This window comes from Antribacter gilvus, assembly GCF_003946865.1.
Classification (GTDB): domain Bacteria; phylum Actinomycetota; class Actinomycetes; order Actinomycetales; family Cellulomonadaceae; genus Antribacter; species Antribacter gilvus.
On the sequence record NZ_QXTH01000008.1, the window covers coordinates 1 to 14835 of the forward strand.

A 14835-nucleotide genomic window follows, 5' to 3' on the forward strand; every position below is an offset into this window, starting at 1 on the left:
CTGTTGAGTTCTCAAACAACCGACGCACACCGCCGCAGACCAGACCCTATTCATGTCCGGCCCCCGTCCGGGGCAACCTCTTAAACCTACCAGACTCGTTTCCCCGGCGCAAACCCGCAGTTCCGGAGAACCAGCGAGTTCCGCGACCTGGGCTGAGCCCGGTCCCCATCCGCAGAGGAGAGACGGACGCCCCAGGCGTCTATCTCAGAGATGGGAACCAGCCCCGGCGCGGCCACCCGATCTCTCGGTTGTCCGTCCGCCCGTCGGGCTGACAACCAGAACATTACACAGGTCTGCGGGCAGGTGCCAACTCGGACCGAGTGACCCCGCCCACAACGTCTGGCCGGACAGAACCGCTGGTCAGGGAGGCTCAGCGCGCCGCGGCCTCGTCGAGCGCCTCCTGCACGGCGGACCAGAACGCCACCCGCACGCGATGCGTCGCAGCGCGCGTGGAGTCGGCGACGCTCTCGTCGTACCAGCCCGGCAGGTAGGGGCGCGCGGACACCCCGTGGTCAGCCCGCTCGTCGCGAACGACGCGCAGGTCCACGTCCGCACCCGAGTCCTCGACATGACGGACGATCGCGTCCAGGTACCCGCACGAGGACCAGACGGTGTCCCGTGCCCCGCAGGCGAGCACCACGGGTCCTTCGATGTGCTCCAGGGCCACGACCGACCCTGGCGGTGGCGGGGTCACCGCGTCCTGGGCACGGGTGATCGCCCACCCGCACGTGAAGGGCAGCGGCTCGCCGTCGAGCGACCACGCGGACCGCGTGTAGTCGTCCGGTGAGCAGACGAGGCGCCCGGCGCCCACCGGCGCGAACGCCCCGTGCACGAGGCCCGGCCGGTTCGCCGCCAGCCACAACGCCATCTCGCCGCCACGGGAGACGCCGTAGGTGAAGACTCGCCCGGTGTCGACCTCGGGCTGGCCGTGCAGCCAGTCCAGCGCGGTCAGGAAGGTCTCGACGGGAGCCTCCGTGAGCTCGCCGGGCAGTCCCGGCGCATCGAAGTAGGCGATGGCGAGGGCCGGGTAACCGAGGGCGGCGATCGTGCGGGCGGCGTCCGCCCCACCGGAGAGGCCGCCCTCGGAGCCGCCGAACGCCAGCACCGCGGGACGCCGCTCGCCCGCCGCGAGGTCGCCGGGCACCGCGTACACCGCGGTCAGCCCCTCGTGGACGACCCGCGTGACGACGAGGTCGTCCGCGTGGTACGGCGGCCGCTCGACGGCGACCGCAGCGAGCTCGTCGCCGTCGCTCAGCACCCGCAGGTCCACGGTGTGCGCGGCGACGAACGCGTCGTCGGGCACGTCGCCGTCGCCGGCCGGCCTCATGGACCAGAACGGTGCCATCGCGTCCGGCTCGGACCACGTGCCGTCCAGGGGCTCGGCCTCGGCGAGGTCGAGGACGCCGTCGCCGGGCACCGTGAACGTGGCCCAGGAGGTGTACTCCCACTGGTCCGCCGTCGCCTCGACGCGCACCTCCTCGCCGGCGGGGAGGCCCGACACCTCGATCGCGAGCGGTTCGAACGGCCCGTCCACCTCGGTCACGTCGATGCGCGGCTCGACGGCGCCGCAGCCTCCGAGACCCGCGCACAGGGCGACAGCGAGGACCAGGGCGAGCGACGGGCGTCGGGCAGGCATGGTGCGATCGTGGCACAAACCGGGCAAGCGGTCCCGTCTCCACGCGGGCAGTATCTTCGACGCATGCTCGTGCGCCCCGCCACCGCCGACGACGCGGCCGACGTCGCCTGGCTCGCCGCCCTCACCTTCCCGCTCGCGTGCCCGCCGGAGACGCTGCGGGAGGACATGGCCGCGCACGTCGCGCACAAGCTCACCCCCGCGCACTTCCGCGCCTGGGCGAGCGACCGGAACCACGCGCTCCTCGTCGCGGAGCGGGCCGACGACGGAGCCTCCTTCCGCGGGTACGTGCTGCTCTCCCTGGGGTCGCCCGACGGCGAGGCGGAGGCCGCCACGGTGCGCTCGGCGACCGGGGAGGGCGCACCCTACGTCGAGCTCTCGAAGATCTACGTGCACCCCGACGACCTGGGGTCCGGCGTCGCGTCGGCGCTGATGACGGCCGCCGTCGCCGAGGCGGGCGCGCTCGGGCCCGGTCGGCCGCTGTGGCTGGGCACCAACGGCCTCAACCAGCGTGCCCAGGCGTTCTACCGCAAGCACGGCTTCGAGGTGGTGGGCAGGCGCACCTACCTGGTCGGCGGCGTGGAGCACGACGATGTCGTCATGCTCCACGCCTCCTCCTGAGACAGGGGCCCCAGCCCCCGGTCTCTCCCCTGCCCGGAAGGTCAGGGACGGGTCGAGAAGGCGGCGTCGAACGCCGCCTCCGGTGCGTCGAATGCGTTGCGGCGCACGAACTCGAGCGCCTCCGGCGCCCCGAGGAGGCGGTCCATCCCGGCGTCCTCCCACTCGACCGAGATCGGCCCGTCGTAGCCGATGGTGTTGAGCATCCGGAACGCGTCCTGCCACGGCACGTCGCCGTGGCCCGTGGACACGAAGTCCCAGCCGCGCCGCGGGTCGGCCCAGGGCAGGTGGGACGAGAGGCGGCCGTTGCGGCCGTTGGTCATCCGCTTCTTCGTGTCCTTGCAGTCCACGTGGTAGATCCGCTCGCGGAAGTCCCAGAGGAAGCTCACCGGGTCGAGGTCCTGCCACACCATGTGGCTGGGGTCCCAGTTGAGGCCGAAGGCCTCCCGATGGCCGATGGCCTCCAGCGTGCGGACCGTCGTCCAGTAGTCGTAGGCGATCTCGCTCGGGTGCACCTCGTGGGCGAACCGGACACCCTCCTCGTCGAAGACGTCGAGGATCGGGTTCCAGCGGTCCGCGAAGTCCTGGTAGCCGGCCTCGATCATGGCCTCCGAGGCGGGCGGGAACATCGCCACGTACTTCCAGATGGACGACCCGGTGAAGCCCACCACCGTGCTCACGCCCAGCCGGGCGGCGAGGCGGGCGGTGTGCTTCATCTCCTCGGCGGCACGGCGGCGGACGCCCTCGGGATCGCCGTCGCCCCAGACCACGTCGGACAGCATGTCGCGGTGGCGCTGGTCGATGGGGTCGTCGCAGACGGCCTGGCCCTTGAGGTGGTTCGAGATCGCCCACACCTTCAGGCCGTACCGGTCCAGCAGGTCGAGGCGGCCCTGGACGTACTCCTCGTCGTCCCAGCGCCACGGGTCCAGGTGGTCGCCCCAGCAGGCGAGCTCGAGGCCCTCGTAGCCCCAGCCGGACGCGAGGCGGGCCACCTCCTCCAGCGGCAGGTCGGCCCACTGGCCGGTGAACAGGGTGATCGGTCGTGTCATCGTGCGTTCCTCTCTCGTACTCGTGCTCTGCGCAGCACCACGACGGCGGCGAGCGCCGCCAGGAGGGCTGCGCCGCCCACCAGGTAGGGGACGGTGGCCAGGGCTCGGCCCTCGGCCGGTGCCGATGCTGCGGCCGCGGCCGCCCCGGCGTCGGACCCGGGGTCGGGCGCCGGGTCCGGCTCGGGCGCGGGCGGCGGGGGGACGACGTCGACCTGGGTCGACGCCTCTGCTTGCACGGCTCCCGACACCGTCGCGGTCAGCGTCCAGTGGCCCGCGGCGAGGATCCCGCCGTCGGACCGGTACCACCCCACCCCCTCGGAGGCCGAGGCCAGGACGACCGGGCCCACCACGGAGCCGTCGTCGGCCGTCGCGGTCACCGAGACCTGGACGGACTCCTCGACGGGGTGGCCGTCGGCCACCCAGGTGAGGGATGCGGAGACGCCGCCGGCGCCGTCGGTCCCGAGCGCGACCGCGACCGCCCCGCCGTGGGCCGCGGCCGGGACCGGCACGAGGGCCGTCACGGCGAGCGTGAGGGCCGCCGCGACCAGGGCCGCGCGCCGCCTGATGCCTCGCCACATGCTGTTCCTCCTGACGCTGATGGTCCCTCGGCGCAGGACCGGAGCGCGGCTCCTGCGCCGAGGGGTGCCGGCTGGGCCGGCGGTGTCACGAGCGGGACGCCACGCCCGGTCGGACCGGGGCCGCGGTCACGTCCGGGTGCCCCTCGGCGCCCCGCTCGCGACGTTCTGACGGCGCCTCGGTGGGCGCCGCGGTCTGTCAGCCGCAGGCCACCTCCCCGACGGTGACCAGGAGGGTCGCCTTGCCGGACGGGCTCGCGACCCAGCCCGGGTCGAGGTCGAGCGTGACCTTCTTGTCCGGCGTGGCGGTCACGAGGTACTGGCCGGGGGCGAGGTCGCCGAGGTTCTTCGGCTTGCCCGCGGTGGCGCCGTCGACCCAGGTGTGGACCGCGTACCCCTTGACACCCGGGACGCCGAGGGGGGTGAGGACCCCGCCCGCGTCACAGGTTGCCGGCGTGACGTCGACGGCCGGCGACCGGTCGCAGCCGTACCGCCCGATGGTGACGACGAGCTGCGCCTTGCCCGACGGGCTGGCGCGCCAGCCCTCGGTCAGCTCGAGGACGTGGCCCTCGGCCGGGGTGGCGATGACGCTGTACTGGCCCGGCACCAGGCTGGCGAGGTCCGCTGGCTTGCCTGCCAGCGCGCCGTCGACCCAGTTGTGCACCACGTACGAGGCGACGCCGTCGACCGGGACCAGGGTGATCGACCCGCCGGCGCGGACGTTCGCGCCCGTGCCGTCCACCGTGCAGGAGGCCTGCACGACGTCCACGACGGGCGTGGCGGCCACGGGCGCCGGGGTGGCGATCGTGAACCGGAGGGTCTCCCCGGCCGCGGTCTCGCCGCCCGCCGACGCGCGGACCTCGACGGCGTGCGCGCCCGGGGCGGTGACCACGACCGGGGCCGTGTACTCCGCCCAGCCCGCACCGTCGACGTTCACCTCGCGGTAGACCTGCGTGCCCGCGGGCCCGCCGGTCGTGTCCACGGTGACGGTGACCGGCCCGAGCCACGACCCGTCGGGGCCGTCCGGCTCCGCCGGCGCGAGCGTCCCGGTGACGGCCAGCGGCTCCGTGTCGGCGACCACCCGGAAGTGGTCGAACGACGCCGTCGCCGCCGCGGTCTGCGAGGCGCCGAGGGCGTACAGGCCCACGCCCGCTCCCCCGACCGCCGCGTTGGTCACCGCGCCCGGGATCTCGGACCAGGTCTGGCCGTCCGCGCTGTACGACGCCGTGAACGTGGTACCCGTCCGGGACAGCCGCAGCCACCACTCGCCGGACAGGAGCTCCCCCGCGTTCGGCTGGGGGTCCTGCACGACGCCGCCGACCTCGCTGCGAAGCTCGATCCGCCGGGCCACCGCCTGTCCCGCCTGGTTGTCGGTGACGACGTCGAGCTTCACGTAGTTGTCGTCGTCGCCGTACACGATGAGGCCCGCCTGGTGGTACTGCCGGTCGAAGGTGGAGCCGTCGACCCGGGTCTGCACCGTCCAGTCAGCCTCGGGCTGGTCCTGCAGGACGATGTTCGGCACGCCCGTGTTGCCCGGCCCGTAGATGTCGGTCGGGGTCGTGTCGATCTGCAGGGCACCGCCGGCCACCCGCAGGCCCGCGGGGTCCGGCCGGACCACCGACCAGCGGCAGCCGTCCAGGTCCGTGCCGTCGAACTCGTCGTCCGGCCCGGGGGCCGCCGCCGTGTCGTCGGGCGTGAGGTGGAACCAGTCGAAGTGCGCGTCCACCACGGGGGCGGCCGAGCCGCTGCCCGCGAGCGCCACCAGGCCGATCCGCGGGTCGGTCAGGCCCGTGAGCGACTTTGTCTGCGGCATGTCGGTGAACGTGAGGCCGTCCGCGGAGTACGACGCCCGCAGGGACGACCCGTCGGTGCTGGTGAACCGGACGTAGACCGTGGACGGGAAGGCCGCGCCGAGCGCCGCCGTGTTGGACTCGGCGACCTCGTGGGGTGTGCCGCCCTCCTCGCGGATGAACTGGAAGATCCGCGTGGCGGGGCCCGCCGGGGCCGAACGGCCCTGGAGCACCATCTTGGCGTAGTCGTCGGGCCCGCCGTAGATCACGAGGCCCGCCTGCTGGTACTGCGCGTTCGCCGGGACGGTGAGGCGTGCGGTGGCGGTGAAGGGCCCGTCGGGCAGGTCCTGCAGGACGACGTTCGGCACGGTGGTGTTGTTGGTGCCGTAGAAGTCCGACGGCGTGGCCGGGATCACCAGCGCGCCGTCGGTGACCCGCAGGTTCTGGTCCCGGTCGAGGATGTCCCACCGGGCAGGGTCGAGGTCCGTGCCGGTGAAGTCGTCGGACCGCCCGGAGAAGCAGAGCTCCGGGCTCCCGCCGCCCGCACGGACGGTGACGGTCTCGTAGCGGACGGAGTACGCACCGCGCGCGTCGGTGGCCCGGACCTGGAGCCGGTAGGTCCCCGGCTCGGTGTAGGTGGTGGTGAACGTGCCGGAGCCGTCCTCGAAGCCGGCCCCGAGGCCCGCGTCCCACGCGAGGGTGATCGCGTCGCCCTCGGCGTCGGTGGCCGCGGCCGACGCCGACACCACGACCGGTGCCGTGCCGGACAGCGGGTCGACGTCGAACGTGGTGATCTCCGGCCGGACGTTCTCGGTGACCCCGCGCCCCACGAACTCGAGCCAGTTCACGTTCGACTGCCCGGAGGTCTGGACGAAGTACAGGGTGCCGGTGCCGGAGGGCACGTCGTGCAGGGTGGCGGTGAGGTCGGTGTAGACCTGCCAGCCGCCCGTCGCGGGGACGGTGACGCTGCCGATCTCCGGCCCGTCGGGCGCGTCCCACCGCAGCGACACCTGTCCGCCGGGTGACGAGGCCGCCCGGAGGGAGATCGCGTCGACGCCGGCGAGCGAGACCGGCGAGAAGGCCCACCAGTCGCCGGGCTCGATGAACCCGATGTTCTGCCCTCCGCCTGCGGTGTCACCGGTGGTCTCCGTCTGGACGCCCGGGTCGCCGCCGCTGGTCGATCCCGCGAGACGCCCGGTGGAGGTGTAGAACTCCGCCTGGAGCAGCTTGGGCTGCAGGATCTGCAGGTCGTTGCCGGTGAGCGGCACGCCCGCCGCGCCGCCGTCGTCGGCGTACGAGCCCTCGACCACCCAGAAGATGTTCGACTCGATGCCGTGGCCCTCGTCGCGGGCCGTCTGGAGCATGCCCTCGCAGCCCGTGAGGTCTTCCATCGGGTGGGCGTGCGAGTCGTGCCCGAGCGACGTGAAGAGGTGGACCGCCGAGCAGTCGACGGTGCCGTCCGGGTCGTCGACCTGGACCTGGTAGCGGACCTGGTCGCCCCACTCGAAGAAGCCGCCGTCGTCCGGGAAGGTGATGGTCACCGTGGGCGCGACGTTGCCCACGACCACCGTCACGTTCGCGACGCCGGTCTGGCCGGACGGGTCCGTGGCGACGAGCTGCGCGGTGTAGCTGCCGTTCGCCGTGTAGACGTGCGTGGGGCTCGCCTCGGTGGACGGCGCGGAGCCGTCGCCGAAGGTCCACTGCAGGCTGAGCGGCTCGCCCGCCGGGTGGCGTGTGCCCTCCGACGAGAACTGGACCGTCAGGGGCGCGAGGCCGCTGGTCACGTCCGCGCTCGCCCGCGCGACGGGCGCCGGGTCGCCGCGGACGTAGTCGACGCGGTAGATGCCGCTCGTGTCGTTGTTGCCACCGAAGCCCTCACCCCAGTCGACGACGTAGAGAGCGCCGTCCGGGCCGAAGTCCAGGTCCATGGGACGGTCGAAGCCCGCCGACGGGTCGAGGTGCTGCGGGAGCACCCGGTTGATGTCGACGAGGTCGTCGCGCTCCGGCCCGTCGAGCTGGAACGAGTACACCTTGCCCTGGTTCCACTCGCCGAAGAGCGCCTTGCCGTCCCAGTACCCGGGCCACTTGACGTCGGAGTCGAGCGCGGGGTCGTAGTCGTAGACCGGACCGCCCATGGGCGCGCCGCCGCCGCCGATCTCCGGGAAGAGGGGGTTGGTGGAGTAGCCGTACCAGACCTCCGCCTCGACGGCGGGCGGGAGCTGGCGCAGGCCGGTGTTGCTGGGCGAGTCGTTGACCACGCCTCCGGCGCAGTCGAACGGCGCGCGGGACTGCCCGGTCGCGAAGTCGTAGTCCACGTAGGCGGTGTTCGCGCCGGTGCAGTACGGCCAGCCGTAGAAGCCCGGATCGCTGACCACGTTCCACTCGACGGTGCCGGCCGGTCCCCGGGCGGGGTCGGCGGAACCGGCGTCGGGCCCGTAGTCGGCGACCAGCACGTTGCCGGTGGCCGGGTCGACGCCGATCCGGAACGGGTTGCGGAAGCCCATCGCGAAGATCTCGGGCCGGGTCTGCGCCGTGCCCGGCGGGAACAGGTTGCCCGCGGGCACGGTGTACCCGCCCGCCGCCTCCGGGCGGATGCGGAGCACCTTGCCGCGCAGGTCGGCGGTGTTCGCCGACGTCCGCTGCGCGTCGTAGTTCTCGCGCCCCGGACGCTCGTCGATCGGCGCGTAGCCGGCCGACTCGAAGGGGTTGGAGTTGTCCCCCGTGACGACGTAGAGGTTGCCCTCCGGGTCGAACTGCATGTCGCCGCCCGCGTGGCAGCACGTCTGCCGCTGGGTGGTGATCTTGAGGACGACGGACTCGCTGGACAGCGGGACCGTGCGCGTCACCGGGTCGTAGGTGAACCGGGAGACCCTGTTGTGCGGCCCGTCCGCCCCCACGTCCGAGGGCGACCAGAAGAGGTAGAGCCACCGGTTCTCGGCGAAGCCCGGGTCGAGCACGACGCCCGTGAGCCCGTCCTCGTTCGCGAGGGTCACCGGCAGCGTCGCCGCCGTGGTGGTCTGCTGGGTCGCCGGGTCGATCAGGCGCACACGCCCGTCACGCTCGGCGTAGAAGACGGTCCCGTCCGGGGCGACGTCGAGCATCATCGGGTTCGAGGTGCCCTCGTCGAGCGGCACCACCTCGTAGCTCGCGCTCTGCGTGGCGTTGCAGTCGGAGTCGACCACACCGGCCGCCGTACGGATGCCGCCCAGCAGGTGCTGGAGGAACTCCGGCTCGGCGAACGACTCCTGGGTGTGGCCACCGCCGGTGTACCAGGAGCGGCCACCGTCGAAGGTCTGGCACCAGGCCGTCGGGTGCTCCGCGCCCATCGCGCCCGCGCCGGCCGAGTAGGTGGACTCGTCGAGGCTCGCCAGGACGTGGACGGTGTCGCGCGGGTTGCTGCGGAAGTTGTACCACTCGTCGAACCGCTCCCACCGCGACGGCAGGTGGGCGGTGGAGTCGTGGACGTGGTCCTCGACCTTGACGGTCGCGGTCTGGTTGGCCGGGTGCGCGCTGAAGTAGGCGCCGACGAGCTCCCCGTACCAGGGCCAGGCATACTCGGTGTCCGACGCCGCGTGGACGCCCGCGAACCCGCCACCGCCCTGGATGTAGCGCTCGAAGGCTGCCTGCTGGCCGGCGTCGAGCACGTCGCCGGTGGTCGACAGGAAGACGACCACCTCGTACCCGGACAGGCCTTCGTCGGTGAAGACGCCCGGGTCCTCGGTGGCGGTCACGGTGAAACCGTTGGTGGTGCCGAGCTGCTGGATCGCGGCGACGCCCGCCGGGATGGAGTCGTGACGGAAGCCCGCTGTCCTCGAGAACACGAGGGCGTCGAACGGCTCGACGGCGGCCTCGGCCGCCGTCCGGAGGTCGGCGACAGCAGGGGCGGCGTCGAACGCCTGCGCCGTCGCCATGGTCAGGGGAAGGCTCATCGCCGTGATGGCGGCTGCCGCTACGGCTCGCCGCACGGCGGTTGAGACGTTTCGGGGCACGTGTGTCACCAGGACTCCTCGTCGAGTAGGGATCGGTCGTGCGCTCCGGGGTGACGCCGCTCCGGCCCGAGCTCGCGGCGTCACCGGTCCTGCACCGCGGGCGTCTCCCGCGGTAGTCCTGCTGTCAGGCGAGCGGCACCCAGCCGCTGCCCGTGGTCGCACTGCGCTCGACGGCCTCGAGCACCTTCTGGACGCCGAGCCCGTCGGCGAACGTGGGCTCGGGCTGGGTACCGTCGGCGATCGCGCCCAGGAGGTCGACGACCTGATGGGTGAACGCGTGCTCGTAGCCGAGCCCGTGGCCGGCGGGCCACCAGCTCGCGATGTAGTCGTGCTGCGGCTCGGTGACGACGATCCGGCGGAACCCGGCGGTCACCGGGTCCTCCGTGGCGTCGTGGAAGTGGAGGACGTTCATGTCCTCGAAGTCGAAGGCCACGGAGCCCGCGGACCCGTTGATCTCGATCCGGATCGCGTTCTTGCGGCCGGTCGCGTACCGCGTCGCCTCGAACACGCCCATCCCTCCGCCGGACATCCGCGCAAGGAAGGCCGTGGCGTCGTCGACCGTCACGGCGCCGCGCTCCGGGCCGCCCCGGCCGGAGAGACCCGACAACTCGGCGGCCACGGGCCGCTCCGTCACGAACGTGTCGAGGAGCCCGGACACCCCGGTGATCCGCTCACCGGTGATGTACTGCGCGAGGTCGATCACGTGCGCGCCGATGTCGCCGAGCGCGCCGCTGCCGGCCTTGGTCTTGTCGAGGCGCCACGAGAGCGGCGTGTCCTCGTCGGAGAGCCAGTCCTGCAGGTACTGGGCGCGGACGTGGCGCACCGTACCGAGCCGCCCCTCGGCGACGAGGCGGCGCGCCAGCCGGATGGCCGGCACCCGGCGATACGTGAAGCCGACCATCGCGACGATCCCGTGCCGGGCTGCCGCCTCCGCGGCGGCCACCATCGTCTCGGCCTCTGCCACGCTGTTGGCGAGGGGCTTCTCGCACAGCACGTGCTTGCCAGCCTCGAGCGCCGCGACGGCGATCTCGGCGTGGGTGTCACCGGGCGTGCAGATGTCGACGAGGCCGACGTCGTCCCGCTCGACCACCGTCTGCCAGCCCGTGGCCGAGCCCTCCCAGCCCAGCCGGGCGGCGGCGGCCGCCGCGGCGGCCCCGTCCCGGCCCGCCACGACGCGCATACGAGGGTGCAGGGGCAGGTCGAAGAACCTCGGGGCGGTGCGCCAGGCCTGCGAGTGCGCTGCCCCCATGAACGAGTACCCGACCATGCCCACGCCCAGGTCCGGGCTTTCCTTGACTGCCATGTCGTTCCCTTCGTACGCGCGCCGACGGCCCGTCCGGGCTCGCTCGGGAGCCAGGCCCGGCCGGGCCGTCGGCGCTCGGTCGTTCGTGGTGGTTCTGGTCAGGACCTGAAGGCGCTCGGGAGGAACTCCTCCACGTTGTCCGCGGTCACGACCGGCGCGTAGAGCTGGACCGTGCGGGGCACGCTGGAGGACGCGAGGTCGCTCATGTTCTTCTCGTGGACCACGAGCCGGGCCAGCTTGATGCCGTCGGCGGCCTGGGTGGCCGGGTAGATGACCGTCGCCCGGACGACCGAGTCGCCCGACTGGATCTCCTCCATCATGTTCGCGGAGCCCGCACCGCCGACGAGGAAGAACTCGTCACGGCCGGCGTTCTCGATGGCGGCCAGCACGCCGACGCCCTGGTCGTCGTCGTGGTTCCAGATGGCGTCGATCTCCGGCGCGGCCTGCAGCAGGTTCGCCGCCGCCTGCTCGCCGCCGGCGACGGTGAAGTCCGCCGCGACGCGCCGGTCGACGTCGAGCCCGCAGTCGTCGAGCGCGTCCGCGAAGCCCTGGCTGCGGTCCTGCGTCAGCGGCAGGGAGTCGATGCCCGCGATCTCGGCGACGACGGCGTCCGGGTTGTCGCCGAGCTCCTCGCAGACGTAGGTGCCCGCCGACACCCCCATCCCGTAGTTGTCGCCGAGCACGGTCGCCCGCGCGGCGAACGGGCTCGAGAACTCGCGGTCGACGTTGATGACCGGGATGCCCGCCTCCATCGCCTCCGTCGCCACCTCGGTGAGCGCGGCGCCGTCGAACGGCAGGAGGACGATCGCGTCGACGCCGTCGTTGATGAAGCCCTCGATCTGGCTGATCTGCACGCTCACGTCGTTGGTGCCCTCGGCGACCCGGAGCTCGACGTCGTCGTACTTGTCGGCCTCTGCCCGGGCGGAGGCCGTGATGGCACCCATCCAGCCGTGGTCGGCCGCCGGGGCGGAGAAGCCGATGACGACCGTGTCGCCGGGCGCGTCGTTGTCGGACACGGCCTGGTTGCCGCCGCCGTCCCCCTCACCGTCCGAGGGCGGCGGGGTGTTGGACGTGCACGCCGTGGCGAGCAGGGCCGCGGAGGCGGCCATGACGGCCGCGGTGGCGACGCGTCGGCGGAGGGTGGTGCGTGCGGACATGAGATCTCCTTCGATGCTGTCCTGAGGACTCGGGGGTTGAGGAGGCCGGTCAGCCGGTCGACGACCTGGTGGTGAATCGCTGCTGGAGCAGGACGGCGACGACGATGATCGCGCCCTTGGTGATCAGCTGGACCGAGCTGTCGAGGTTGTTCTGGATGAACAGGTTCTGGAGCGACGCGAAGATCAGGACACCGAGGACGGTGCCGACGATGGTTCCGCGGCCGCCCGCGATCAGGGTGCCGCCGACGACGACCGCGGCGATCGCGTCGAGCTCGTAGAACGAGCCGTTGGTGGACGAGCCCGCCGTGGTGCGAGCGAGCATCATCACGGCCGCGATCCCGGCGGCCAGGCCGGCGAGCGCGTACAGGTACATGGTGTGGCGCCGCACCTTGATGCCCGCGAGGCGGGCGGCCTCCGGGTTGCCGCCGACCGCGACGGTGCGGCGGCCGAAGGTGGTGCGGTTGAGCAGGAACCAGCCCGCGACGGCGACAACGACGAAGATCCAGACGATCTTCGGCACGCCCAGCAGGTCGCCGCGGAACGTGTCCGTGAACGAGTCCACGTTGACGATCTGGGTGCGGCGGTTCGCGATGAGCTCGGCGAGCCCGCGGGCGGCCACCATCATGGCGAGCGTCGCGATGAAGGCGACGACCCGCCCATAGGCGATGAGCACGCCGTTGACCACGCCGGCGCCGAGGCCGACGGCCAGGGCGCACCCCACCATGATGATCCAGCCGTACTGGTCGGCCATCGTCTGGGTGGCGAGGGTCGTCGCCCAGACGGAGGCCAGGCCGAGCACGGAGCCGACCGACAGGTCGATGCCCCCGGCGGTGATCACGAATGTCATCCCGATGCTGAGCACGCCGATCACGGAGGCCAGCGAGAGGATCACCATGAGGTTGTCGAGGCTCGCGAAGCGGCCGCCGGCCGTGAGGTAGCCGACCACCCCGATCACCGCGAGCGCCACCACGAGCCCGAGGTTGCGGCCCGCGGTCCCGCCCGGTATCCCGGCCCTGCGGGCACCGTTCTTCGGTGCGGGCCGCCGGGCTGCGGCGTCCGGCTCGCGGACGTCCTCCACCTGTGCCGGGACGTCCGCCGGCACCTTCTGCTCGTTCACGCGACGCTTCCTTCCATGACCATGTCGAGCACCTGGTGCTCGTCGATCGAGTCGGCGGGTCCCTCGTGGACGACGCGGCCCTCGGAGACCACGAGGACGCGGTCGGCGAGACCGAGGACCTCCGGGATCTCGCTGGAGACGACGACCACGGCGGCGCCCGAGTCCGCGAGGCGGCGGACGAGGGTGTAGATCTCGGCGCGCGCCCCGACGTCCACGCCGCGCGTGGGCTCGTCGAGCAGCAGGACCCTGCACCCGTGGACGAGCCACCGGGCGAGCATCGCCTTCTGCTGGTTGCCGCCGGACATCGTCCGGATGGGGCGGTCGACGCCCTCCGGACGAAGATGGAGCGCGCGGGACTGCTCCTGCGCGGCGGCCCGCTCGGCGCGCTCGTCGAGGAGCCCGCCGCGCGCGAAGCGGGTGAAGGTGGAGAGCGTGACGTTGCGGTACACGGGCTCGTCGAGGAGCAGCCCCTGGCTCTTGCGCTCCTCGGGCGCGAGCCCGATGCCCGCGCCCACGGCGGCGGGGACGGACCCGGCGCGCAGGCTCCGTCCGTCGACCCGGACCTCGCCGGCGCTCGCGCGGCGTGCGCCGTACACCGTCTCGAGGATCTCGGAGCGGCCGGACCCGACCAGGCCTGCCAGGCCGACGATCTCCCCGGCACGCACCGTGAGGTCCACGTCGCGGAAGACCCCGCGCAGGCCCAGGCCGCGCACCTCGAGGACCACGGGGGCGTCGTCGGCGAAGGTGCCGGCCGGCGGGAACGCGTACTCGACCGAGCGGCCCGTCATGAGGCGGATCAGCTCGGCGGTGGGCGTCTCGGAGACGGGCAGGTTCTGGGCCACGGTGCGGCCGTCCTTGAGGACGGTGATGCGGTCGCCGATCTCGCGGATCTCCTCGAGCCGGTGGGAGATGTAGACGACGGCGACGCCGTCGGAGGTCAGCTCGCGCACCACCCGGAAGAGGTTGGCGACCTCCTCGGAGTCGAGGACGGCGGACGGCTCGTCCATGACGATGACCCGCGCGTCGTGGGAGAGGGCCCGTGCCATGGAGACGATCTGCTTGCCCGCTGCCGACAGCCGTCCGACCTCCTGCCGCGGGGAGATCTCCGGGTGCCCGAGCCGGCGCAGGATCTCCCTGGTCCGGCGGATCGCCTCGCTCCGCCGGGACACACCGAGAGTGTCCAGCTCGTGGCCGAGGTACACGTTCTCGGCCACGCTCAGGCCGTCGACGACGTCGAGCTCCTGGTACATCGTGGCCACGCCGTGGCCCAGCGCCGCGACGGGGTCGGTGATCGTGATCGGGTTGCCGTCGAGGACGACTCGTCCCTCGGTGGGCTGGTGCGCCCCCGCGAGGACCTTGATGAGGGTGGACTTGCCGGCACCGTTCTGGCCGAGCAGGCAGTGGACCTCGCCGGGGACGATGTCGAGATCGACGCCGTCGAGCGCTCGCGCACCGGGGAAGACCTTGACGATGCCCTGCATCTGGAGGAACGGCTGGGGGTCTGCACTGACCATGCGGCGAACCTAACGCACCTTTTGACGACGGTCAATCATAAGTTGAGAAGTCATCCGCAGAGATCGTCCGCCGACGATGCGAAAGTCGAC

General features: G+C 72.6%; 9 protein-coding genes. 1 reads left to right on the forward strand and 8 read right to left on the reverse strand.

The genetic code is table 11. The annotated features are described in order from the left end of the window. Positions 1–370: 370 nt before the first annotated feature. On the reverse strand, positions 371–1636 hold the full coding sequence (locus D1350_RS14270) for an acyl-CoA thioesterase/BAAT N-terminal domain-containing protein (protein ID WP_125776710.1): 1266 nt from the start codon (positions 1634–1636) through the stop codon (positions 371–373). A gap of 63 nt (positions 1637–1699) precedes the next feature. Between D1350_RS14270 and D1350_RS14275 the strand changes: the two genes are divergently transcribed. Then, positions 1700–2254, forward strand: coding sequence for a GNAT family N-acetyltransferase (locus D1350_RS14275; RefSeq protein ID WP_125776711.1), 555 nt, complete (start codon positions 1700–1702; stop codon positions 2252–2254). A gap of 41 nt (positions 2255–2295) precedes the next feature. Here the strand turns inward: D1350_RS14275 and D1350_RS14280 are convergent, their stop codons facing one another. The 7 genes from D1350_RS14280 to D1350_RS14310 all read right to left on the reverse strand — a co-directional run bounded on the left by D1350_RS14280 (position 2296) and on the right by D1350_RS14310 (position 14745). Next, the gene (locus D1350_RS14280) at positions 2296–3300 is read right to left on the reverse strand and encodes a sugar phosphate isomerase/epimerase family protein (protein WP_125776712.1); all 1005 of its coding nucleotides are present in this window, start codon (positions 3298–3300) and stop codon (positions 2296–2298) included. Then, positions 3297–3878, reverse strand: a complete 582-nt coding sequence (locus D1350_RS14285; RefSeq protein WP_125776713.1) for a hypothetical protein — start codon at positions 3876–3878, stop codon at positions 3297–3299. Before D1350_RS14285 ends, D1350_RS14280 begins: the two co-directional genes overlap by 4 nt. Before the next feature lie 196 nt (positions 3879–4074). Beyond that, entirely contained in the window at positions 4075–9594 is a 5520-nt protein-coding gene (locus D1350_RS14290) for a ThuA domain-containing protein (protein ID WP_125776714.1), read from the reverse strand. 184 nt (positions 9595–9778) lie between these two features. Then, complete coding sequence (locus D1350_RS14295; protein ID WP_125776715.1) at positions 9779–10957, reverse strand: Gfo/Idh/MocA family protein; 1179 nt, start codon at positions 10955–10957, stop codon at positions 9779–9781. A gap of 98 nt (positions 10958–11055) precedes the next feature. Beyond that, entirely contained in the window at positions 11056–12114 is a 1059-nt protein-coding gene (locus tag D1350_RS14300; RefSeq protein WP_125776716.1) for a substrate-binding domain-containing protein, read from the reverse strand. A gap of 49 nt (positions 12115–12163) precedes the next feature. Further along, positions 12164–13231, reverse strand: coding sequence for an ABC transporter permease (locus tag D1350_RS14305; RefSeq protein WP_420807812.1), 1068 nt, complete (start codon positions 13229–13231; stop codon positions 12164–12166). Further along, a complete protein-coding gene (locus D1350_RS14310; RefSeq protein WP_125776717.1) occupies positions 13228–14745 on the reverse strand; it encodes a sugar ABC transporter ATP-binding protein in 1518 nt (505 codons plus the stop codon). The genes D1350_RS14305 and D1350_RS14310 overlap by 4 nt, the downstream gene beginning before the upstream one ends. Positions 14746–14835 lie beyond the last annotated feature (90 nt).